This window comes from Haloglycomyces albus DSM 45210 (genome assembly GCF_000527155.1).
Classification (GTDB): domain Bacteria; phylum Actinomycetota; class Actinomycetes; order Mycobacteriales; family Micromonosporaceae; genus Haloglycomyces; species Haloglycomyces albus.
On sequence record NZ_AZUQ01000001.1, the window covers coordinates 1277667 to 1300025 of the forward strand.

Consider the following 22359-nt stretch of genomic DNA (forward strand, 5'->3'; position numbering starts at 1 on the left):
CATGACCGACCCGTCCATTGTGATTACCGGTCTGTCCCTGCGATTGCCGGGAGCGTCCACCCAGGACGAATTCTGGGATCTGCTCATCGACGGCATTGACCGCACTCGACCGGTGAGCGAGGAGCGCCGCCGCTTGACCCGTACCCCGGACTGGCACGACACGATCGGCGAGGTCGAGGGCATCGACCTGTTCGACGCGGAGTTCTTTGGAATCGACGACGAGGAAGCGCGGTTCATGGATCCACAGCACCGCATGGTGATGGAGCTGGCCTACGACGCCGTATGCGACGCGGGGCTATTGGAGGCGGGCCGAAACGACGCCCGGCGCTACTCCGTCTTCAGCGCGCTGTGCACAAATTCGTACTTTCCCAAGGTATGCCGCTACATGGAGGACAACGGTATCGGCGACCTCCATCCCCGCACCATCATGAACAGTATGAACAGCGCGCTGGCGGCTCGTCTGTCCCATCAGTACAATCTCACCGGTCCGGTCATGTCGGTCGACACCGCCTGCTCGTCCTTCCTCACCGCCCTGTCCCAGGCGGCCGATTCCATTCGCCACCAGGACTGCGAGGGTTCCGTCGTCGCCGGGGCCAACCTCCTTAGCGCCGCCTACAGTTCCCTGCTGTGCGACTGCGGCGGCATCACCACCGCTCACTCGCACACCCGGGTGTTCGACGAGGAGGCCGACGGTACTCTCCTCGGCGAAGGCGCGGTGGTGTGCGTGCTGGAGCGCGAGGACATCGCCCGGCAGCGCAATCGCAAGATCTACGGGCGGATTCTGGCCGACGCGATCAACAACGACGGTTCCTCGCTCAACATCATGGCCCCCAACCCGCGCGGTCAAGCCGAGGTCATCCGCGATTCCTACTCCTCCGGTGTCGACCACACCCGTATCCGCTACGTCGAAACGCACGGAACCGGAACACGCATCGGCGACCCCATCGAAGTCAACGCCCTGTCGCAGGTGTACCGGCAGGAGGACTTCGGTGACGTCAAGGTCGGCCTGGGAGCGGTGAAGTCGAATATCGGGCACCTGCTCGCCGCCGCCGGAGGCGCGGGACTCGCCAAACTCCTATTGAGTCTGGAACGCGGACAGATGGCCCCGAGCCTGCACATGGAGACGATCAACCCGCTTCTGGAGATCGAAAAGACCCCGTTCGACGTGGTCACCGAGGCGCGTCCGTGGCCGCGAGTGGACGACCAACCGCGGGTCGGCGCGGTCACCTCCCTCGGGTTGGGCGGCACCAACGTGCACTTCGTCATCGAAGAGGGCGACGGCGAGCGCACGGGTACCCACCTGCCCGAGCCTCTCCTGTGTTTCTCGGCCAAAACGCCGGAGGCGTTGCGTCGAATGATCGACGACCTCGGCGACTACCTGAAGACGCGGTCCGTCGACCCCTACAACCTGGCGATGACTCTGGCCCGGTTCCGGCCCGGTTACGGATGGCGCGCTACGGCCCGGATCGACAGCGCCGCGACACGACTCTCGGGCCTTCGTTTCAGCGCGGAGGAGAAGACCGTACGCCGCGTTCTGCTCCGTCCGGGTCCGGAAGCGAGTGCGCACGAAGAGATTCTGCGCGACATGCTGTCGTGCAAGGTCCGCGTCAGCGAGGAGACACCGAAGTCCAACCAGCTGGCCGTCTCCTGCAACGACACCGCGCCCACCGACGGAACGGTGGTGATCGACCCGCGATGGACGCGGCACGACATCGCCGCCGAACTGTTCCTCCACGGTGCACCAGTCGACTGGGAACCCTTCTTCCCGAACGGAACCGGGACGATCCTCAGCCTCACCCCTTATCCCTTTGCCCGACGCCAGCATTGGCTGACGAACTGAAAGGTACGACATGACCGAAGAACACATCAAAGACGTGCTCACCAAGGAGATCGCCACCGAATTGTCGATGTCGCCCGGTGAGATCGACGAGCATGCCAGTTTCATGAAACTCGGCGTCTCCTCCGTGCAGGCTCTGAAGATCATCAACCGTCTGCGTAAGGAGCTGAACATGGACATCAATCCCGTGGCGCTCTTCGAATTCAAAACCGTCTCCGACATCAGCGAATACCTCGCCGATCAATTCGAATAAGCCTCCCGATCCGCGCCGTCAGCGGCGTTTCCCCACCCGATACAGAGGAGGAACCTCGTGACTCACGAACCTCAAACCGCCAACCTGCGGTATCACGAACGCCTGAAGGAAATCCTGCCCGGCGGAGTCCACTACAACTTCAACATGCCCTGGGAGGAGGTGCCTCTGCACTTCACCGACGGGCACGGCAGCCGTCTCACTGACATGGACGGAAACGAATACCTCGACCTGTACGCCCGTTTCGGAGCCATGATCCTCGGGCACGGGCATGAGGAATACATTGAGGCACTCCAGGAGGCCATGAGTCGAGCGCTCTGTGTCAGTCACACCGACTTCGACGCCGAACCGCTCGAACTGATGCACCGCCACATCCCGTCGGCGGAGATGATCCGATTCGGACTGTCCGGAACCGAGATTCTCCAGACGGCTCTGCGTCTGGCGCGCGCTCACACCGGACGCAACCGCTTCCTGCGGTTCGAAAACCACTACCACGGTAACGCCGACAACATCATGGGTGGACGGACGGTCGACCGTGGCAATCCCGTCCCCATCGATTTCAAGGGCGACTACAAGGGAACCGCCGGACGCGCCACCGATGTGATGGCCGACCAGTCGTACATGCTGCCCTGGAACGACATCGACGTCGTGGAGTCGTTCTTCCGGGAACGCGGCGAGGAACTGGCCTGCGTGGTCACCGAACCGGTGTGCGTCAACGGTGGGTCCATCGAACCGCGCCCCGGCTATCTGGAGCGGCTGCGCGAGCTGTGTACCGAATACGGCGTGGTGCTGATCTTTGACGAGATGATCACCGGTATGCGCATGGGAGTCGGCGGTGCCCAGAAGAGCCTGGGGGTCACTCCCGACCTGACGACCTTCGGAAAGGCGATCGGCGGAGGCGGAGTTCCCGTGTCGGCTCTGACCGGTAAACGCGAGATCATGGAACTGATCGAGTCCAAAAAGGTCATCCATGCCGGGACCTACAACGGCTACCCCCTCGGCAGCGCGGCGGTGAGGGCCACCTTCGAGATCCTGTCGCGCGGTAACGAAGCGGCCGTGACGAACATGCACCGCCGGGGAGAGAAACTGCAGACGATTCTGCGCGATGAGGCCGCCGAAGCGGGGCTTCCGCTGGTTGTGCAGGGACCTCCCGGAGTGTCGTCCTTCCACTGCTGCGAACAACCGCTGGAGCACCCGGGGCAATACGACTTCGAGCTCATGAGCAAAGACATCATCGTCGCCATGGCGCTGCAGCGGCACGGCGTGCTCATATCGAGCATCTCCCGCATCTACCCCAACGTCCAACTGTCCGACGTGGACCTCGAGTACTTCCAGGTTCACGCCCGAAAAGCGCTTGGTGAAGCCAAGCAGTCCATCGACGAAATCTTCTAAACCCGGAAAGAATCATGACATCCTTGCCTAAAACGACTTCTGTCACGAAGCGTCCCGCCCGGCCTTACACCCGGTTGCTTGTTCTATTCTTCGCGCTGACCATCGGATCGGTCTGGGCGCTGACACTGTTCTACCTGTCCGCCTATGACTTCGCCGTCGCGACTTTTGGTGAGTTGAAACGGATCAATCCCATCGTGATCCTGATTCTGCACAGCCCGGCGATCGCGGCCTTGATCGTTTTCTACCGCTACGATCGTTTCCGCGGAATCGGGAACTTCTTCCGGACGTTGATTCCGCGCAAGAAGGATCTTCCCTGGATTCCCGCGCTTCTCGCACTCATGTTCGGCTACATCTTCGCCATTCGCTACCTCTGCATGCTCGTGGGCATCGACGTACCGCCGGAGCCGGAAAGCCCGGTGGAAATGATCCTGACCTTCCTGGAGCTCTTCTACGCCGAGGTCGGCATGGTGGCCATCGCGATCGGATGGTTCGGCTTCGTCTTGCCCTTCATGCACCGCATCACCGGAAAGCACGTCCTCTCCGGAATATTTACCGGAACGAGTCTGGCGATATTCGTCGCTCCGGGCAATGTGTTCGCCTCATTCGATCTGGCCATCGCTTGGCCACTGTACGCCGCACAGCTGTGCGTGCTCTGCACAGCCATGAGCTACCTGCTCAGCAAGATGAAGGGGAACATCCTGTTCTTCCTTCTCCCCTTCTGGGCCTCGGCGTCCGGTAGCGCCATGAACCTGTACTACTTCGCGGTGAAGACTCAGTTCGTGCAGCTGGCCGTGTTCACCGTTCTGGCCATCGTGCTGTACGCCTTCCTCAAGCGCCAGGCCGGAGGAGAAGAGCTGGACGCTCCCTACGTCTTCCCCGACTACCTCGAGAACGCCTACACCATTCGCATGGGCGCGGTCGTGCCCGGCGTCGGCGACAAGAGCCGGGAGACGGCCGCCGACGACGCCGATTCCTCACAACTCGCCACCACCGGTCAAGGGGAGTCGGAGTGAACGCGACGACCCTGTGGAACCTGAATCCTTCGACCACCGGTCGCCAGATCGTCATGTTCCCGTTCCTGGGAGGATTCGGAGCGTCCTACAACCGCCTGATCAAGGAAATGGGCGGCGACTGGGACGTGTGGACGGTCAACCCGCCCGGGCACGGCCCGTCCACCGAACCTCCCTGCCAGCGCCTGAGCATGCTGGTCGACCGCTACCTCACCGAACTGCGCGACGTGTTGAAACCGGGCGCGGTGTTCTTCGGGCACAGCATGGGCGGCATTCTGGCCTACCATGTGATGCTGGCGATGACGGGACATCCGTCGTTCGAACATCGCAGGCCCACCGATCTGGTGATCTCGGCGGCGCGAGCGCCCAAATGGCTCGACATCGCGGGATACGCGGCCCTGCCGGAACGGGAGCTACTGCGACGCCTGTTGGCCTTCGGCGCCATACCACCCGAGGTGGCCGAGGACCGCACGCTCATCGAGCTGTTCGAACCGGCCTTCCGCGCCGACTATCGCGTGCTGGAAGACGCTCAGCGGCTCGAACCGGTCAAGCTGGACGTCCGCACCGAGCTGATTCTGGGCGGTCGGGACACGCAGACTCCTCCCACGGCGCTCGCCGAGTGGCAGGAATACATCGTGGACCCGATTCGGCCCCATGTGCTCGACGATGAGGGCCACATGTTCGTGATGCACTCCGTCGAGACGGTGATTCCGATCCTCAACGAGCTGGAGAACGTCGCGGCGTGGAACCGGTGACTTCAACGCAGAACCCTCCCGAAGGGACGAAGACGGACATGGAGACGCGGCGCAACTTCCGCGCCTTCATGTTCATCTGGGTGGCACAGCTGGTGGCCCGGATCGGCAATGGTCTGACGGCCTTCGGTTTGGCGGTGCACGTCTACCAGGAGACGGGCCACAGCACCTCGGTAGCGGCGGTCACCATGGCCGCCTTCCTACCGGGGGTGCTGCTGGCCCCCTTCGGGGGCGTGCTGGCCGACCGCTTCGACCGGCGCCTGTTGATGATTCTGGGCGACACGCTCTCGGCCGTCGGTCTCGTCGCTCTGCTGGTGCTGCTGCACAACGGAACGGGCAATGTGGTCATCATCTGCCTGTGCGTGGCGTTCAGTTCGGTCTTCACCTCCGTAATGGACCCCGCCTACCGAGCCACGATCACCGACCTCCTGACTCCCGACCAATATGCGCGGGCCGGCGGCCTGGTGCAGTTCGCTACGGCGTCGCAGTACCTGGTCTCGCCCGCGCTGGCGGGAATCCTCATGAGCCGCTACGACATCACACTCGTCCTGACTATTGATGTGGCGACGATGGCGGTGACGGTGCTGTGCATGGTGTTGGTCTGGCGGACGGTCAAAACCGAACCGACCGTCTCGCAACAGGGATTCTGGGAGGACTTCCGGTTCGGGGTGCGATTCCTGGCGATCCATCGCGGGATCACCATGCTCATGCTGCTGGTCACCTTCGTGACCTTCTGTATGGGTTTCCTCCAGACTCTCTTGACTCCCATGCTGATGGACCTGTCGAATGAGGAGGTTCTCGGTGTCATCCGTTCGGTCGCGGCCGTGGGGATGGTCGTGGCGAGCCTGGCGATCGGGATCTTCAACATGGGAGACCGGCATCTGAAGTACATCGCGATCGGCCTGGCCGGCAGTGGAGTCACCGTCATCCTCATGGGGGCGACGGTCAACGTTCTTCTCATCGGGGTATTCGCGTTTATCTTCTTCATGGCGTTGCCGCCGTTGAACACCAGTATCGAGGTGCTGGCTCGAGGGTCGATTCCCAACGAGACGCAAGGCAAAGTGTGGGGCCTGATGGGCCTGATCTCGCAACTGGGCTATATCGCCGCCTACGCCGTCTCCGGACTCATGGCGGACTACGTGTTCAATCCGCTGCTGGTGCCCGACGGCGCCTTGGCCGACAGTGTGGGTCTTCTCGTCGGAGTCGGTCAGTCGCGTGGAATCGGCCTGATGTTCATCGTCATCGGCATCCTGTTGATCGGAATCGGATTCGTGATACCGCGCGTGAAAAGTATACAGAAAATTGAGAACAATCTGCTGCGGCAGGCAGCGGAAACAAAGGGGTAGAGCAAATGTGGATTCTGGCTATTATCGGCATGGGAGTGCTGACGGCCACCGGACAGCTGGCCATAGGGGGCTTTTCGGCCGACTTCTCTGAGGTCATGGAGGTCATGCTCCTGCACCAGTTCGTGGTGACCCACGGTTTGGTCGCCGTCATCGGGTTCATCATGAACGTGCTCTACCCGAAGAAGTCGGCGGCGCAGTTGGGCTGGGCGACCAGCCCGTTCCAAATCAAGTACGGCTTCGCTCAGTTCGGTCTGGGTGTCATGGGTGTGCTGGCCATTTGGTTCGAAGGGAACTTCTGGGTAGGAGTGCTGGTGACACTCTATATTTACGGTCTGAGTGGACTGTGGACCCATACTCAAGAGATCATGAGAAAGCGGAGGGAAGAGGGACGGATCGACTGGGTTGAGGTGAGTGCCATCGTCCTGGACGTCGTTTACCACCTCGTTCTGACGTGGATGTCCTTGCAGATTCCAGGAGTTTGGAGCTTCCAGTGAGAAATAGGGATTCTCTATACTTTCGCTACATATTTAACGACCTCATTAAAAACAAGGGCGTCAACCTGTCGCTCATGGTGATCCTGATCCTCAGCGCCTTCCTCATGGCCACCGGATCGATGGTGATGGAACGCTTGATCGGATCGGTCAACCAGCTGTTCGATGAGGCCGAACCACCGCATTACCTGCAGATGCACAAGGGCGACTACGACCCCGCGGCCTTGGAGCGTTTCGCCGACGAGCACCCGGAGATCGACTCGTGGCTGATCGAGGACATGATCGGCATCGACAGTGCGGCCATCGCGTGGGAGCGCCCGTCCACCGACGAGTCGGGGGACATGTCGGAAAGCCTGATTGACAATCTCTTCGTCACGCAGAACTGGGATTTCGACTTCCTGCTCGACGAGTCGGGCGATATTCCCCGCCCGTCGGAAGGCGAGGTCTATGTCCCGGTAACCTATCAGGAAACCTTTGACCTCCAGACCGGCGACGTGCTGCGGATACGGACGGACTCGGGAATCGAGGAACTGACGGTCGAAGGTTTCGTCCGCGACTCACAGATGGCCTCGTCCCTGTCGGCGGCGACCCGGTTCGTCGTCTCCGACGACGACTTCCACACCTTGAGCGAAGCGGGGGGAGGTACTCCCGAAATCATCGTCGAGTACCGGCTCGACGACGTCTCGCAGATCTCGGAGTTTCAGGCCGCCTACGAGGGAGACGACAGTCTGCCGAAGAACGGTCAGGCCGTCACCTATCAGATGATCCGCATGATCAACGCCTTCAGCGACGGCTTGGTCGCGGTGGCGCTGGTGTTCGTCAGCTTCCTGCTCATCGCGATCGCTCTACTGAACTCGCGCTTCGTGATTCGCGGAACCATGGAGGATCAGGTCCGGGAGATCGGGGCCATGAAGGCCATCGGCCTGCCCGACAAATCCATCTCGGGTCTGTACCTGTCGAAGTACCGGGCGATGACCTTGCTGGCCTGCGTGGTCGGCGGTTTGCTGGCGATCGTGGCGACGGATCTGTTGACACAGACCATTCAGGTCAACTACGCCGACGCTCCAGTGGGCTGGACGACGTTCGTGGTACCGGTCGTGGCCTTGGCGCTGGTGTACCTGTTCGTGGTGGGAATCTGCCGTCGGGTCTTCCGCAAGGTTCGCAAGATTCAGGTCGTCAACGCTCTGGTCCACGGCAGCACTCTCGACGATCGGCAGACCGCGCGCCGCGCCAAACGGCAGGCACGCCGCAGCCGCAAGAGCAGTCTCGCCTCGTACCGGGGAAGCAATGTCAACCGCCGCCTGACCTTGCTCGATCTGCGAGCCGAAGCCGGGCAGTGGCTGTTGGTTCCGACGGTGTTCGCTCTCGCCTATGTGCTCATGGCGCTCCCGCTGAACCTCCTCAACACCTTCGAGAGCCCCAAGTTCGTCACCTACATGGGAGCGTCGGAAAGCGACCTGCGGGCGGACCTGCAGTTCTCGGAGGACGTCGACACGGTCCGGGAGGACATGTACGCCGACATGCGCTCCGACGACCGGCTGGCCGAGGTCCGCTCGTTCGCCAACGTGCTGTACGAGACCGAAGGGGAAGAAGGCTGGGAGACCTTCCGCGTGGAAGTGGGGGATTACTCCTCTAGCGGCATCGAGTTCGTCGACGGGGGACTCCCCGAAGCCGGTGAAATCGCCGTCTCCGTGTTGAACTCCGAGAAGTACGACCTGTCTCCGGGCGACGATCTGGACATTCGCCACGGCGAGGAGACCGAGACCGTCGCCGTCAGCGGCGTCTATCAGGACGTCACCTCCGGCGGATACACCGCCAAGATGCAGGGCGAGGTGACCGGCGACGCGACCGGGTACGTGATCTACGCGAACCTCGCGGGCGACACCGACGCCGCCGCCGTCGCCGACGAATACGGCACGGACTATCCGACCGCATCGGTGATCCCCATGCGCGAGTATGTGGAACAGACCCTGTCATATGTCACCGGGGCCTTCCGCAGTGCCGCCGTCCTCTCGTTCGCCTTCGGGCTCGGCGTCGCCGTACTCATTACGTGCCTGTTCCTCAAACTGCGGCTGACGAGGGACCGCACCAAGATGGGAATGCTCTCGGCCATCGGCTTCTCGACCGGCGAGATCATCGCCCAAGTGAGAGGGAAGACCCTGCTCACCGTCGCCGTGGGAACCGTCCTGGGAGTGGCCTTCACCGCCACGGTCGGAGAGTCCTTCGTCGGCTCCTTTATCGCACTGGCGGGACTGGGGATCGCGGACCTGTCGTTCCTACCGAATCCCTGGCTCGTCTATGTGGCCTACCCGTTGATTCTGACCGCCGCCGGATACCTCGGCGCCGTATTCCTCACCGCTCGCCTACGCGGTGCCGATAAGAGCTCGTGGCTCAGAGGATGACTAGGAGAGTACCAATGACAAATGAAGACCAGGCCATGCTGGAGTGCACGAGTCTCACCAAGACGTACTATTCCACCGAACCCGCCACTCAGGTCCTCAATGGAATCAACCTGACCGTCGACACGGGCGAGTTCCTCGTGGTGATGGGAGCGTCCGGGTCGGGGAAGTCCACCCTGCTGTACAACATCAGCGGGATGGACCGCCCGACCGGCGGTGACGTGCTTCTCGAAGGCCAAGAGATCACCAGTCTGAAGGATACCGAGCTCAGCCGGGTCCGGCTGACCAGGATGGGTTTCGTATTCCAACAGCCCTATTTCCTGAGCAACCTCAACGTCCAGGACAACATCCTTCTCCCGGCCTTCAAAGCCGCGCCGAAGGACAAGTCCGCCGCGACGGCCCGCGTCGACACGCTTCTGGAGCGGTTCGGCATCGATCACGTCAAGTGGCACGGCATCACGCAAGTGTCCGGTGGACAGCTTCAGCGCGCCTCCATCTGCCGTGCCTTGGCGGGCCAACCGGGCATCCTGTTCGCCGACGAACCCACCGGAGCGTTGAACAGCAGCATGTCCAGCGAGGTCATGGACGCACTCACCGACGTCAACACCGACGGCACCACCGTCGTCATGGTCACCCACGATCCCGTGTGTGCCGCCCGGGCCGACCGGGTCGTCTATCTCCGTGACGGCCTGCTGGTCGACAGCTACGAAATGGGCAAGTGGAGCGACGACAAGGCCGCACAACGTGAAGACGACATGTTCGCGTGGCTGAGCAAAAAGGGATTTTAATACAAGGAGTAAACGATGAACGAAACGGATTTCCGGGAAGCCCTGGAAGAATTCACCGATAAAAAAGCCGACGAACTCGACATGACCGATGACCTCGCCGAAATCGGCGCCGACTCGATCGCGCTGTTCGAGTTCATGATGAAGATCGAAGACGTGATCGGGCCACAGGGCGTCGACGTCACCGACGAGATCGCCAGCGTCCAGGACCTCTTCGACTGCGTCCAAGACGCGGCGGAACGGCAGAAAGCCTAAACAAACTCATTCGACGTCCAGTTGAATGGTCGGTCGGCGGTGGCGGGCCCGCTTATCCGCCACCGCCGACCGACGCCCCCCTTGCGCGGACAACACGTTTGACCAGAAAATACACAGTTGCAAATTTACGGAGAATCATGGAAAAGGCCGTCATCACCGGAATGGGAGCCGTCAGCCCAATCGGCAACACCATCCCCGAATTCGAGAAAAACCTCTTCGCGGGCCGCCACGGAATCGTGCCCTGCGACCACTTCGACACGACCGACATGGCCGTCAACGTTTACGCCCCGGTCACAGACCTCGACATCAACACCCACTTCCCACCCCGCGAAGCACGCCGACTCGACCGACACAGCCTCTTCGCCCTCATCTCAGCCCGCGAAGCGGCCAAGGAATCCGGCATCCTCGACGCCATCGATCCCTTCCGGATCGGAGTCAACCTGAGCACCGGACTCGGAGGCGTCGACACCTTCATCGACACCCACCTCACCATGCAAAACAAAGGCCCCCGCCGTGTCACCCCCATGCTGATCCCAAAATTCGCCCCCAACATGTCCGCCGGACTCGTCGCCATCGACCTGGGTGCACGCGGACCGTCGACCTCCCACTCCACCGCATGCGCGGCAGGAACGGTCAGCATCGGAGAAGGCATGCGCGCCATCCGCCACGGCTACGTCGACGCCATGATCTGCGGCGGAGCCGACGCCGCCACCCAGAAACTCATCATGGCGGGCTTCCAAAGCCTCAGGGCCCTCTCCACATCAGACGACCCCGACCGCGCGAGCATCCCCTTCGACAAAGAACGAAAAGGATTCGTCATGGGTGAAGGCGGCGGTGCCGTTGTGCTGGAAAGCGAAACCCACGCCCGCGCCCGAGGCGCCACCATCCTCGCGGAAGTCTCCGGCTACGGACTCACCAGCGACGCCTCCCACATCACCGCCCCCGACGACGAAGGCGAAGCCATCGACCGGGCCATCACCGACGCCCTATCGGACGCCGGCGAGCGCGACGAGACCGTATACGTCAACGCCCACGGCACCGGAACGGCCAAGAACGACGCAGTCGAAGCCGCCGCCATCGCCCGCGTATTCGGCGACAAGGCCCTCGTGTCCTCCACCAAATCCATGACCGGGCACCTACTCGGGGCCGCCGGAGCCGTTGAGGCGATCGCCGGAGTCATGGCACTACAACGCGGAGAAGCCCCTCCCACGGCAGGCACCACCGACATCGACGACGACATGCACATCGACGTCGTGCGCGGCGAATCCCGCTCCGCGCCCCTGACCCGGTCCGTTTCCTTGTCACTCGGCTTCGGCGGTCACAACGCCTGTCTGGTCATCGACCGCCCGGGCGAATGATCGCGCTCGCTGTCGCCCGTACCGACGGTCTGGACGAATCGACGTATGAGCGTCTCCGCGCGAGCGTACCGGCCTATCGGCAGCGCAAGGCGGATCGGCATTATCGGCGTCTCGACCGGTTCGCCAGTGTGGTGTCCTTCTCTCTACTGCAAGGCCTCTGGGCGGAGTATGGCGAGGGTCCGCTGCCGCCGATTGTTCGTGACCGGTTGGGGAAGCCTCGATTTGCGGAGTCCGGATGGCATTTCAACCTGTCCCACGATTCCTGGATCTGCGTCTGCGCATTGGCATCGGTATCGGTGGGGGTGGATGTGCAGTCGCGCGTGCCTTTTGACGCGGACCTCTTCAAATCGATGGTGGCCTCGAGTGAGTGGGGTCTGCGGGATCGTTTGGTTACGGCAGACGATTTGAGTGCACTGTGGACTCGCAAGGAGGCCATAGTGAAACGGAGCGGTCGCGGCTTGTCGACCCCGCCGCATGAGGTGGACACGCTCGCGGCACGGGACGTGCTCACTTATTCGGCGGACGCGGAGGACTTCCGCCTAAGCCTGTGCGCCACAGGGAGTGACGTCGACGAGCTCGCGTCGCAATTGCGCATTCGCCGTGTACGCCCCGAGACCGATGCGTGGTCCAGCGTGACGTGCCGGGACCTGCGTCGAGTGCCCCGGCACCTCGACTGACGTCGCCTTTCCCCTTGGCCGGGTAATTACGACTGCTCCGCCAGTTTCAGGAGCGATTCGTCGGTGTCGTGGGCGGCAATGACCTGCAGATTGACCGGTAGACCGTCGACCCGGCCCAGCGGTAGGGATATGGCGGGAGCGCCGGAAAGGCCGGACAGACAGGTCATTCGCACCAGCGCCTCGCGATCGAACGGAGCGTCCGGCTTCGGGGCGGGCCCGGGGGCGGCCGGAATCGCCAATACCGCTCCATCGGTCAAATGTTCTCTTATCAGCGTGGTGATGCGTTCGCGGTGTTGCTCGGCGGGTGTGACGTCGTCCTGGGTGAGCTTGGCGGCGTTGGCAAACCGAGCACCTACACCGGGGCCGAACTCAGGCCGAGCCTGCTCGATCCAGGTGCCGTGCTGCTGCCACGCCTCCCACGCCAGGATCGTCGCGTAGGTCTGTCGAGCCGTCTCAAGTTCGGCGATGTCGTCCAGCAGGGGCGTGCGGTCGATCTCGAGCCCAAACCCCTCGATGGCAGGATAAAGCGCTTCGCGCACAGCGGGATCGACGGAGTCCCAGATGTCCGCAGGAGCGATGAGCGTCGTGATGGGCGACGTTGGATTGGCCGACTGATAGAGGACGTCCATAGCCGTGCGGAGGGTAGAAGCGTCGCGAGCGAAGAGGCCCGCCGTATCGAGTGAGGGTGCCAAAGGAACCACGCCGTCCATGGGGATGCGGCCATGAGTGGGACGCAACCCGTATAGGCCGCAGTACGAAGCGGGGACACGCACCGAACCGCCGGTGTCAGTGCCGAGAGCGATGTCGGCGGCTTCCAGCGCAACCGCCGAAGCCGACCCCGAGGACGAACCTCCGGGCACTCGCCCCGGCGCGGCCGGATTGGTTGGGGTGCCGTAATGGAAGTTGGTGCCGTTCAAACTCCAGGCAAGCTCATCGGTGATGGTCTTGCCGACGACGGTGGCGCCGGCGTCCTTGAGACGCGCGACCGCCGTGGCATCGGAGGTCGGTATGTCGTGGGTTTCCAGCCAGCGCGGATTACCGGCCCCCGTCGGAATTCCCGCTATGTCATACAAATCCTTGACCGCCAGCCGTAGACCGGCCAGCGGGCCCGTCGCGTGGGAGTCGGATTCGGTGCTGTGAATCGTGCGAATAAAGGGATCTGTCATCCCCACACAATAGCGACCCGACGGGCGGACCTCACACCGCACCGCAGGATACCGAATACCAGCCCGCACCTGCAAGACCTACTCTGGAGGCCCTGTCCCACAACCCGAATCGCAGCGGCCGTGGCAATAACCGGACAGAGCGGTCCGTCATTCGGGCGATCCCACGACATTCCCGGCGAATCCACTGAGCCGAGTGCGCGATAAAACCGGTCAGCAGCGTAACGGGTGGAACGAACGCGTTGCGCTCGCGATTCGGGGAGAGCCGTTCGCCCTCCCCGAACTCAATGCTCGACCCACGAGCCGGACGACTCGGATCAATCTCTCGTCACAACACTCCGAGCCGTCCCCAATACCAGGGCCACCGCAACGGCGGCAGCCAAGGCCCCCAGCCACATCGGAGCGGTGACCCCGATCCGGTCCACCGCCAGTCCACCGAGGACGGCACCGGTGCCGATCGCCACCTGAAAACAGGCCACGAAAAGCACCGAAACACCCTCAGGGGCCTCCGGAGCCGACCGCAGTGTCCAGACCTGGAGACCGACCGGAACCGCGCCGTAGCCCAGACCCCACACCACCAGCACGACCGCAGCGGTGAAGGAGCCGTCAGCCACGGTCGGAACGGCGGCCATCGCCGCCACCAAGAACACCGCACTGCCCACAACCACGGCCTGCAAATACCGACCGGCCAAGGCGCCGGCGATGAAAGTACCGGCGATTCCCGCGACGCCGTAAACCAACAGCAGGACGGCCACGGTCGGACCCTCAAGACCGGCCGAGGCGCTCAAAACAGGCGTGACATACGTGTAGGCGGCGAAATGACCGACCACAATGAGCAACAGGCTCAGCAGTCCGGCACGGACCGGACTCCGACGTAGCAGGTCGGTCAGATCGGAGACCCGTAGACTCCCCGACGAAGGCAATTTCGGGAGAAAGAACGCCAGAGCGATCAAGACCAACAGGGACAGACCCGCCATGGAAACGAAAGCGGCGCGCCAGCCGGAATGGTCCCCGATAAACGTTCCGGCGGGGACACCCACTACCGAGGCGATCGAGATGCCGCTGATGATGATCGCGCTCGCCCGGGCCACGGACTCCTCAGGGACGAGCCGGACGGCCAGGCTGGCCCCGATGGCCCAGAAACCGCCGATGGCGAAGCCCACCAATATCCTGGCGGCCAATAGTAGTGCGTAGGAGTCGACGATAGCCGTCACGACGTTCGCCGTCAGAAGGACGGTCATCATGCCCACCAGAAGGATTCGCCGGTCCACGCGTCCGGCCACGATCATGATTGTCAACGCCGAGATCACGGCGGCCACCGAAGCGGTGGTCATCAGCTGGCCGCTGGCTCCGGTGGAGACGCCGATGTCGGGACCGATGAGCGTCAGCAGGCCAACCGGCAGCATTTCGGTGGTGACGATGGAGAAGGTTCCGCATGCCACGGCGACCACGGCGATCCAGGCCAGGGCCGGGTGGCGTCGGGTCTCGGGCGGAGTGGAGACGGTTGTGCTTGTCATGGCACCAGTCTCGCCACGTTGCCGACGGGGAACAACGGCGAAGTATCAATCGTTCCATCAGTGAGACTAATCGATCGGAAAGGACCTGGCATGAGCGGCGTGGAGCGCGACGAGATGGAGGTGTTCCTCACCCTGAGCAAAGAACTCCATTTCGGACAGACGGCGAAGAGTCTTTATCTGTCTCAGGGGCGGGTTAGCCAACTACTGCGGAACCTGGAGGGCCGCATCGGTGGCAGGCTCTTCGAACGTACCAGCCGCCGGGTCGCGCTGACCGACTTGGGCGAACGCTTCCGCGCCGAAGCGGGCCCCGCCTATGAGCGGCTGAACGCGGCGTTTGAGGCGGCGCGATCCCGTGCGCGAGGACTGGACGGACATCTCCACCTCGGGTTTGTGGGTGCTGCTGACACCGGCCTGTTGCACACGGTGCCACTCTTCGCGGAGCGTTACCCCGGCTGCGACCTGAAGATGCACGAGTTGACGTTGTCCGACCCCTTCGGTCCGCTGCATCGCGGAGACATAGACCTTGCCTTCGCTTGCCTGCCGTTGCACAGCCCCGAACTTTCCGCCGGCCCTGTGCTCGCCACCGTGCCCGTGGTGCTGGGAGTCGCTTCGGCGCACCCTTTCGCCACCCGAGCCCGGATATCGGCCGAGGAAATGGCCGAGTGCCGCATGATCGACATCGACGGACCCGCTCCCCGAGAATGGCGGGCACGCTCATCCCCGCAGGAGACTCCCGGAGGGCGGTCGATACCGCGCGGCCCGGTAGCTCGTACACAACAGGAAGTGCTCTCGCAGATCGCCACCAACCGGGGAGTGATGGTCTTCTGCCGGAATTTTTCCCATCAGACCCGGCGAGACGACATCTCGTTCATTCCCGTCGACGGACTTCCGGACTCCCGATATTCCCTGGTTTGGCATCGCGACCGGACTAACGCCTTGGTGCGGGCCTTCGTCGACACCGCACACGAAGCCGTGGTCGCGCAGCCGGCCTGAGGCGCAGCCTTTCGGCTAGAACCGTTGCGCCACTTGTCCTGATCTGGCGGGATTCGCGTTCGTTACCGGCGATCCCTATACAGCTGACGGAGATCGCGACAAAGCCTAAAGGGTTGGCGTGGAATGTTGAAATGTACGCCTCGGAGTGTCCTGGATGTCGGTGGCAAGCGGTGCCGCCCGGAATGGGGGAGAGAACTTCACAGCTAAGTGTTTGTTGCTCAAGCACTACCGTGGCGGCCCGCAACGCCACCCGAACTTCGACGTCCCGATGGACCGTTGGGATCCCGAGCAGATTGAACCGCGTTAGGCGATAATATCTATCGGAGGAGAGCCCAATCTTCGGGAAACACCAGGCATTCACGAAGACGTTCTACCGTGCTCAAATGGATCTGTTCAGGAGTGGGTGCCAGGATAAAGAACGAACCTCTACCGTTGGTGCTGTCTACGACCTGCACTTCTTCGGGCAAGGTTCCGGTCTGTGAATATACGTCTGGCTCTAGGTATATGATCCATGATGCCAGTGCGTTGATCATCTCGCCTTCACTGGCGTCGTCAAGGCTAAGGGGTTGTATCCGACTCCATGCCGGTTCCCATGCTGACAGCAGAATCTCAAATACCTGCAACATCGCGTCCACCCGATACAAACCAGGCCACGCCGCCGGAACCGGAGGCTTGAAATCGAAACCTGGCTGAAAGGTATCAGTTGTTGAACCGCAGGTCACGGAAAAACTCGCAATTCCCTGATCGTCCTTGACGCCGTTCCAGAGCGAGAGGGTGGTGCCCAGCTGACCATGAGGACCCTCGGAGTCCCAGTTCCGGCTGAGCCACTCCTTCAGAATGGATTCCGAAATCGGAACATGCTGATCATTCCAATACCATTCTGTTAGACTGGGGGACAATGTAGCCAGTGCATTCATACATTCTGCTAGGCGAAATGTACAACGATTCAGGTCGTCACACGCACGAGCTTTCCATTGCGCTTGTAGCAACCAATTGTCCGTAGACAGGTCGATACCATCGGTCCAGTCGGCACTGGATGTCGGGTTGTCCGTTTCCATTAGGCTTTGCCTCCAGCTCTACCGGATATCTCAGTTGGCCCCGACTTGCGTCGACGGAGGAAAAACAGTACGACGAACCCGGCGGTGAAGGCGGCGAGCCCGATAGCCGTCACCTGCCAGGTCATTAGTCCGGTAACCGGCAGCTTCGTATCGCCTTGACCTGTGTCCTTGGAGGGATCCTCCGCCTCCGGGGCGTCTGCCACGATTGAATGACCGCCCAACCAAATCCAATCGTCGTCGTCCGCGTCAACCGTAGGTTCATTCAGTGAATTCTGTACCGTTTCCGGCAAATTCGGATGGTCGTCATTGAACCGTTGTTCGGACATACGAGTCGAGGGAGATTGCGAAAAATCGACTCCGCCATGGGTGAAATGGTATGTCACACCGTCGATGACGATTGAACCTTCAGCGGAATCGAGCAGCTCAAGCATCTCGTTGAACGAATCCATCGGGTCCCAAGGTTCACGTGATTCCCACGGGCCAATGATTTCTTCACCGATCAACTCTCCGAAGTGCGTGTCTTGCTCGGCGCTAAGGTCTTTATACCATTCAGCGGCGACTCGACTTAGATAGACGCGACGGAGGTCAGCGTACTCAGGATCATTGTTGACCATCTCCTCAACCTCCGGCAGGATCAGCTCATTGATCGCCGCTTCGTTGTACTCTTGGCGTTCTTTAGTCTGTCCTGGACAGACGTCATCGATATCGTCTTGCGTCGCCGTCTCAACCTTCAACGGTGCGTCCAGGATGTGGAGTTCATCTCCGGAGACCCGTACACTCGCCGGTTCAGGACTGATCCAGTTGCGAACCCAGAAACAGGTGTCATCGTCCGGGCCGGTGAAAATCCTTTCCCAGAATTCGTATCCGGTATCGGTTTCGGGGTCCATGGCTGCGATCATCGATCGTTTCAGTTCAACATCCGCCTCAAGCAAGATTTTACCAACATCGGTGCGCGCTAGCTCGGGGTCTATGATTCTATCGGGTTGATCCGGATGAAGGTTTACCCAGAACCGTGAGGGATCCAGTTCCAGCCAGACGAAAAAAGCGTCTGACGCCAGGCGTGCGCTCTCCAAGTCACTACCGTTCGGACCGATGGAGTTTTTAAATGAATACGATACACCGGAGCCTTCATCGGTATTGGATTCCGATAGATATTGCAGTTGTAGAGTGGAAAAGTCGATTCCGCCCGACTTGGCACGTGGAGCAGCTCCGGTTTGGCGACTTTTCCCCGACTTGTCGGAGGGACTTCCAGGTGCACTGAACAGCGACGGGTGTTTAGGTTCGGTGAAGCTGGTTTTTACACCGAACGCTTTAAGCGATCTCTTCATACGTTGTTCCGCTGCCGTCTCGGCAAAATGCCATCGAATTGAGGCCCCAGTTCCTTTAGCAGCTGATTGTTGTCGTTTAGCTTCGTCTTTTAGCTGATCTGCGGCTTTGGACCATTTAGCGTTCTTTTCGTCAAGTAGGTATGCGTAACGAGCTCCCTTGGCATCGAGAAGCTCTTTCTTCTGCCGGTCCCATCCGTCAAAGGCGACGCCGTCGAAACTACCGTCGGGAAGCCGGCTTGGAACCCACTTGCGCAAGTCAAATCCCGGCTTTTCTCGAGTCTCTGGGTAAGGCACCCAGTAGGCTTTCCCTGGTCTATCGCCTTTAATCTGCTGTTCGTAGTACCACGCCTGGGTATTGGGTTTGGCGCCACCAGGCTTCTTGCCTCCCAACGTCTCGTCGTGCCACTTTCCGGGCCCACCGTCGGTGAGATCCTGAGCGGACGCCGGAACGACCGGTGATAGAACGAGGGCGCATAGCAGCGCCAAAGTGACGGCTAGGACTCTGCGAGCGACTCTAGCCGCACTAGATTGATTACTACCTTCTTGAATTTGGGGATAATGATGTGCCGATGTATGCATGTGTGTCAATCCATTCTGCATCATTCTAAAGACAGCAAAAGTGCTGCAGTGAAAGAATATTGAGTTAGATGACTTGGGGGGAACTCAGAGTAGCATCCAGTTTCGAATGTAGCAATATCATTATCTAGTGGGGCGCAAGGTTATATATATCTGATGAGCGTGGTATCCCATTCAAGGATCGGAGCTGAGAGCTTCACAATGCATTCCGGTCTCCAGAGAGCCGCGTGCGAATGTGAAGCATCTGAAAAAAGAAAGTCCGATAGCACGATGAGTCGATATCGAGATGCCGCACCATTCAAGCTCACTTGCGATGAATAACGGGTGGTCCATCGCCACCGGAGTGATTGAGAGGGCTTGCCGCTACCCCGTGAAAGACCGTTTGAATGTGACAGGAGCACGATGGAGTCTCCCCGGAGTACATGCCATGTTGTTGCTCCGCGCCACGTGCCTCTACAACGAATTCAGCACCTTCTGGAAACATCAAGTTGCGGCAGAACAACAACGCCTTTACCAGGGCATATCTAAAGACAAACACTATGTTCTCGCCGTATGACAGGTCAAACAGTAACGTCCGTACAACCTCACGTGTTTCCGCAAAAGGAACTACCCCCAGTTCGCCACACAATATAAGACTAGGACAGTCCTGTTAAAACACTGGCCTTGTCGTTTCACAATATTTAACACTTGGCAAGCCAGCCAATGCGTCCTGCAACTCAGGATCAACGTCAATAGCCTTGACATACTTAAGATTTGTCAGAGAACTGAAATCGCTTGGCCAACTGTAAAAGTTGTTATCCGAAATATCCAACTCCTCAAGATTCTTCAATTCCAACAAAGAATATGGCAGTTCTCGTATCGAAGGATTATTCGCTATATTCAATTTACGAAGTTTCTTCAATTTAGCCAAATCTCCTGGTATGCACTGCAATTCTGACTTGCCTATATCTAGTGTTTCCAATTCTGTCATTTCAGTGAGCCAATTATCTCCCATTTTTGACAAGTCACAACCATTTGCATCCAATTCTACAAGGGATGATGGGAATCTAAAGTCAAACGGGAAAGCAAAGTCATCACTACTAACATAAGACACTTCGAAGCAAGCAAGATACTTCAACCCGTTGAGGAGATTAATCCAATACAAATCATATTGCCGTGTTAGCGAAATATCCAGTTTCAGCAAATTAGTAAGTCGGACAATCTGACTCGAAATAGTGAGAAACTCAGAATTGCTCTCCAGCATAAACTCCCTAAGATTCTCAAGTTCATAAAACCCATCTGGAAGATCTGACAAAAAAGCTCCACCGATTTCAAGATTTACCAATGTATACTTCAGCAATCTGATGTCGTCCGAAATGCTATCCATTTCATATCCCATGAGATTAAGATGAGTAACACCAGATTCAGCAAGCAATCGCCATGGGATACACTCTCCAATATCAAAATTGGACAGATAAATCTCTCGCGTACTTCTGAGTTCACGCTTGAGTCGGTCCATTTCTCGGTTAAATACACTCATTCCATTCCCTAAATCAAATATGTATTACCAATACAGGATAATTTCATTCCGTCAATGCAGTTACTTCAATTCAATACGAAACCTCGGTTTACATATATGCAATCTATTTAGAACTACCATCATTATCTTCTGAGATTATGGAATTCAATATCCTATATTATTGCCACTCACTGTAATTAACTAAAAGAATATTCAATATACTATTAATTCCAGAAATTACACGTACGGAGAATAATGATATCAATGGTAACTCAACATAGATTGACAGACCCAATCCTATTGAGGCGGAACTTGATCGTTCCTCATTCGTTAGTCCTTGATATGAATGATTCTCCCGGCATGGACATGCGGCAGTTGTCGCCTGCTGGGTGTGTGCGAGTTGTGGTTACGTGGTGATTCCGAAGGTCGGTAGGGCTTGGAGTGGGTTTTTGGCATTGTAGCGTATTGTGGCAGCAATGTTGGCTGCGCCGCTGAGGCGCAGTGCTCCGATGGCGAGGTTGCGGATGCCGGCTATGACGCGCGGAGAGCTACCGATGGAGACGGTGGACACGTCCTCGCCCAGGACGTGGTCGCGGATATGGTGCGAGCGATTCTCTATGGACCATTGTCCGCGCATGTAGTGGTTGACGTTTTTCGCCGTAGCCTCCCGTAGCGGGAGGTTGGAGACGGCATATACGATCCTCTGCTCTTTCCTGTTTTCTTGATTGCGGCGGCGGTGTAGCCGTCGGCGACTGTGGCGCCGTGGTGGTGTAAGGAATCGAGCTTTTTATCGACGGCGGCGACCTTGCTCGATCGGAACTCGCGTCTGCCGTAGCCGGTGGCGGTGGGGCTGGTCGCGTCGGGGTGATCCCTCCTGCGTTTTCCATCCACTGCCAATCCTTGCGGGCGATCGTTGTTCCCGTCTGGGCAGTCGGAATCGAGGTCTGAAGGCTGGGCTTCGCCAGCGTGGTCGGCAAGCCACTGACAGATCGCCTGGTCGAAAGGTTGTTCCCCATGCTGCACAGCGAATTCAAGTGAGGACAATGGAGCTATACGAGAACAGTGTCGTGCCGATTCGGCCTGCATTCGATGTCTCAGTAATTTGAAGAACCCTATCTTTGTCATTGTTATGTGGACTGCGATGATGAGTGTTGTTGATGGATGCGAGAATATCCCACCTGAATGAAAGGGGAGGCTTGCGATCGTGTGCTGCTAATTGGAACTCATCCGAGCTGGGCGCGGGTCTAGATATCGAGTTCCGAGGATGTGGGGGCGTCAGTGAAGTGGAATGATATATATAAATTGACAGTACTTAATCTCACTGCGATACTCACGTGGCGGCTTGGCGAGTGGGTTGTAGGCCAATATCTCAACGATATTTCCACTACCATGTCGATCTTGCTGATTGGTGCCGTGTACCTAGGTGCATTCGTAGTCGGAGTCTTGTTTATGTGGGACAGCAGAGGAATGCGATGGCGATCGGCGTTCTATGCCGGTCTGGTTCTAGGATTCTTTGGTGTAGCTGCCGAGTTCGTTAGGGAGCCCGGTTGGGGTACGGTAATCCCAGTGCTCGTCTTCGCTACCTGTTCAGGGCTGGTCGTTATGCTGTCGTTTATCTGTTCAATGCGGCTTGGAGAGCGACGTCAGTCTAAAGAACCGGAACGTCTTGGATAA

The 22359-nt window shown here is 59.5% G+C and carries 21 protein-coding genes; 15 read left to right on the forward strand and 6 right to left on the reverse strand.

What is annotated here, in order from left to right; genetic code table 11:
- Position 1: 1 nt before the first annotated feature.
- The 12 genes from HALAL_RS0105990 (at position 2) to HALAL_RS0106045 (ending at position 12552) form a co-directional block, all read left to right on the forward strand.
- Positions 2–1840 carry a beta-ketoacyl synthase N-terminal-like domain-containing protein gene (locus tag HALAL_RS0105990; RefSeq protein ID WP_035534392.1) on the forward strand — a complete coding sequence of 613 codons (1839 nt, stop codon included), beginning with the start codon at positions 2–4 and terminating at the stop codon, positions 1838–1840.
- 10 nt (positions 1841–1850) lie between these two features.
- Entirely contained in the window at positions 1851–2090 is a 240-nt protein-coding gene (locus HALAL_RS0105995) for an acyl carrier protein (protein ID WP_025273134.1), read from the forward strand.
- Between the two features lie 57 nt (positions 2091–2147).
- Entirely contained in the window at positions 2148–3479 is a 1332-nt protein-coding gene (locus tag HALAL_RS0106000; protein ID WP_211240434.1) for an aspartate aminotransferase family protein, read from the forward strand.
- A 23-nt stretch (positions 3480–3502) separates the two neighbouring features.
- The gene (locus HALAL_RS0106005; protein WP_156937625.1) at positions 3503–4492 is read left to right on the forward strand and encodes a hypothetical protein; all 990 of its coding nucleotides are present in this window, start codon (positions 3503–3505) and stop codon (positions 4490–4492) included.
- Entirely contained in the window at positions 4489–5244 is a 756-nt protein-coding gene (locus tag HALAL_RS0106010) for a thioesterase II family protein (RefSeq protein WP_025273137.1), read from the forward strand. The genes HALAL_RS0106005 and HALAL_RS0106010 overlap by 4 nt, the downstream gene beginning before the upstream one ends.
- Complete coding sequence (locus HALAL_RS0106015) at positions 5241–6587, forward strand: MFS transporter (protein WP_211240435.1); 1347 nt, start codon at positions 5241–5243, stop codon at positions 6585–6587. Before HALAL_RS0106010 ends, HALAL_RS0106015 begins: the two co-directional genes overlap by 4 nt.
- A 5-nt stretch (positions 6588–6592) precedes the next feature.
- A complete protein-coding gene (locus HALAL_RS0106020) occupies positions 6593–7081 on the forward strand; it encodes a DUF6790 family protein (protein ID WP_025273139.1) in 489 nt (162 codons plus the stop codon).
- A complete protein-coding gene (locus HALAL_RS0106025; RefSeq protein WP_025273140.1) occupies positions 7078–9480 on the forward strand; it encodes an FtsX-like permease family protein in 2403 nt (800 codons plus the stop codon). The genes HALAL_RS0106020 and HALAL_RS0106025 overlap by 4 nt, the downstream gene beginning before the upstream one ends.
- 14 nt (positions 9481–9494) lie before the next feature.
- Positions 9495–10265: an ABC transporter ATP-binding protein gene (locus tag HALAL_RS0106030; protein ID WP_025273141.1), complete on the forward strand. Its 771-nt coding sequence runs from the start codon at positions 9495–9497 to the stop codon at positions 10263–10265.
- Positions 10266–10280: 15 nt separating this feature from the next.
- Entirely contained in the window at positions 10281–10517 is a 237-nt protein-coding gene (locus HALAL_RS0106035) for an acyl carrier protein (protein ID WP_025273142.1), read from the forward strand.
- Positions 10518–10654: 137 nt separating this feature from the next.
- Positions 10655–11875 carry a beta-ketoacyl-[acyl-carrier-protein] synthase family protein gene (locus HALAL_RS0106040; RefSeq protein ID WP_029767473.1) on the forward strand — a complete coding sequence of 407 codons (1221 nt, stop codon included), beginning with the start codon at positions 10655–10657 and terminating at the stop codon, positions 11873–11875.
- On the forward strand, positions 11872–12552 hold the full coding sequence (locus tag HALAL_RS0106045; RefSeq protein WP_025273144.1) for a 4'-phosphopantetheinyl transferase family protein: 681 nt from the start codon (positions 11872–11874) through the stop codon (positions 12550–12552). The genes HALAL_RS0106040 and HALAL_RS0106045 overlap by 4 nt, the downstream gene beginning before the upstream one ends.
- Positions 12553–12578: 26 nt before the next feature.
- Here the strand turns inward: HALAL_RS0106045 and HALAL_RS0106050 are convergent, their stop codons facing one another.
- Complete coding sequence (locus HALAL_RS0106050) at positions 12579–13718, reverse strand: amidase (RefSeq protein ID WP_025273145.1); 1140 nt, start codon at positions 13716–13718, stop codon at positions 12579–12581.
- A gap of 314 nt (positions 13719–14032) precedes the next feature.
- Positions 14033–15232: an MFS transporter gene (locus tag HALAL_RS0106055; RefSeq protein WP_025273146.1), complete on the reverse strand. Its 1200-nt coding sequence runs from the start codon at positions 15230–15232 to the stop codon at positions 14033–14035.
- A 90-nt stretch (positions 15233–15322) separates the two neighbouring features.
- Here HALAL_RS0106055 and HALAL_RS0106060 point away from each other — a divergent pair, with 90 nt between their 5' ends.
- On the forward strand, positions 15323–16225 hold the full coding sequence (locus HALAL_RS0106060; protein ID WP_025273147.1) for a LysR family transcriptional regulator: 903 nt from the start codon (positions 15323–15325) through the stop codon (positions 16223–16225).
- A 154-nt stretch (positions 16226–16379) separates the two neighbouring features.
- Positions 16380–16532 (forward strand): hypothetical protein, encoded by a 153-nt coding sequence (locus HALAL_RS18480; protein ID WP_156937627.1) that lies wholly within the window; start codon positions 16380–16382, stop codon positions 16530–16532.
- 10 nt (positions 16533–16542) lie between these two features.
- Here the strand turns inward: HALAL_RS18480 and HALAL_RS0106065 are convergent, their stop codons facing one another.
- Positions 16543–17283 carry an Imm52 family immunity protein gene (locus HALAL_RS0106065; RefSeq protein WP_025273148.1) on the reverse strand — a complete coding sequence of 247 codons (741 nt, stop codon included), beginning with the start codon at positions 17281–17283 and terminating at the stop codon, positions 16543–16545.
- Positions 17283–19001: a Tox-REase-5 domain-containing protein gene (locus HALAL_RS0106070; RefSeq protein WP_169732411.1), complete on the reverse strand. Its 1719-nt coding sequence runs from the start codon at positions 18999–19001 to the stop codon at positions 17283–17285. Before HALAL_RS0106070 ends, HALAL_RS0106065 begins: the two co-directional genes overlap by 1 nt.
- Positions 19002–19575: 574 nt before the next feature.
- On the opposite strand from HALAL_RS0106070, the gene HALAL_RS18485 reads away from it, so the two are divergent.
- The gene (locus HALAL_RS18485; RefSeq protein WP_156937628.1) at positions 19576–19743 is read left to right on the forward strand and encodes a hypothetical protein; all 168 of its coding nucleotides are present in this window, start codon (positions 19576–19578) and stop codon (positions 19741–19743) included.
- A 93-nt stretch (positions 19744–19836) separates the two neighbouring features.
- Here the strand turns inward: HALAL_RS18485 and HALAL_RS0106075 are convergent, their stop codons facing one another.
- Positions 19837–20706: a leucine-rich repeat domain-containing protein gene (locus HALAL_RS0106075; protein WP_156937629.1), complete on the reverse strand. Its 870-nt coding sequence runs from the start codon at positions 20704–20706 to the stop codon at positions 19837–19839.
- A 385-nt stretch (positions 20707–21091) separates the two neighbouring features.
- The gene (locus HALAL_RS0106080; protein WP_025273151.1) at positions 21092–21322 is read right to left on the reverse strand and encodes a hypothetical protein; all 231 of its coding nucleotides are present in this window, start codon (positions 21320–21322) and stop codon (positions 21092–21094) included.
- Positions 21323–22359: the final 1037 nt, after the last annotated feature.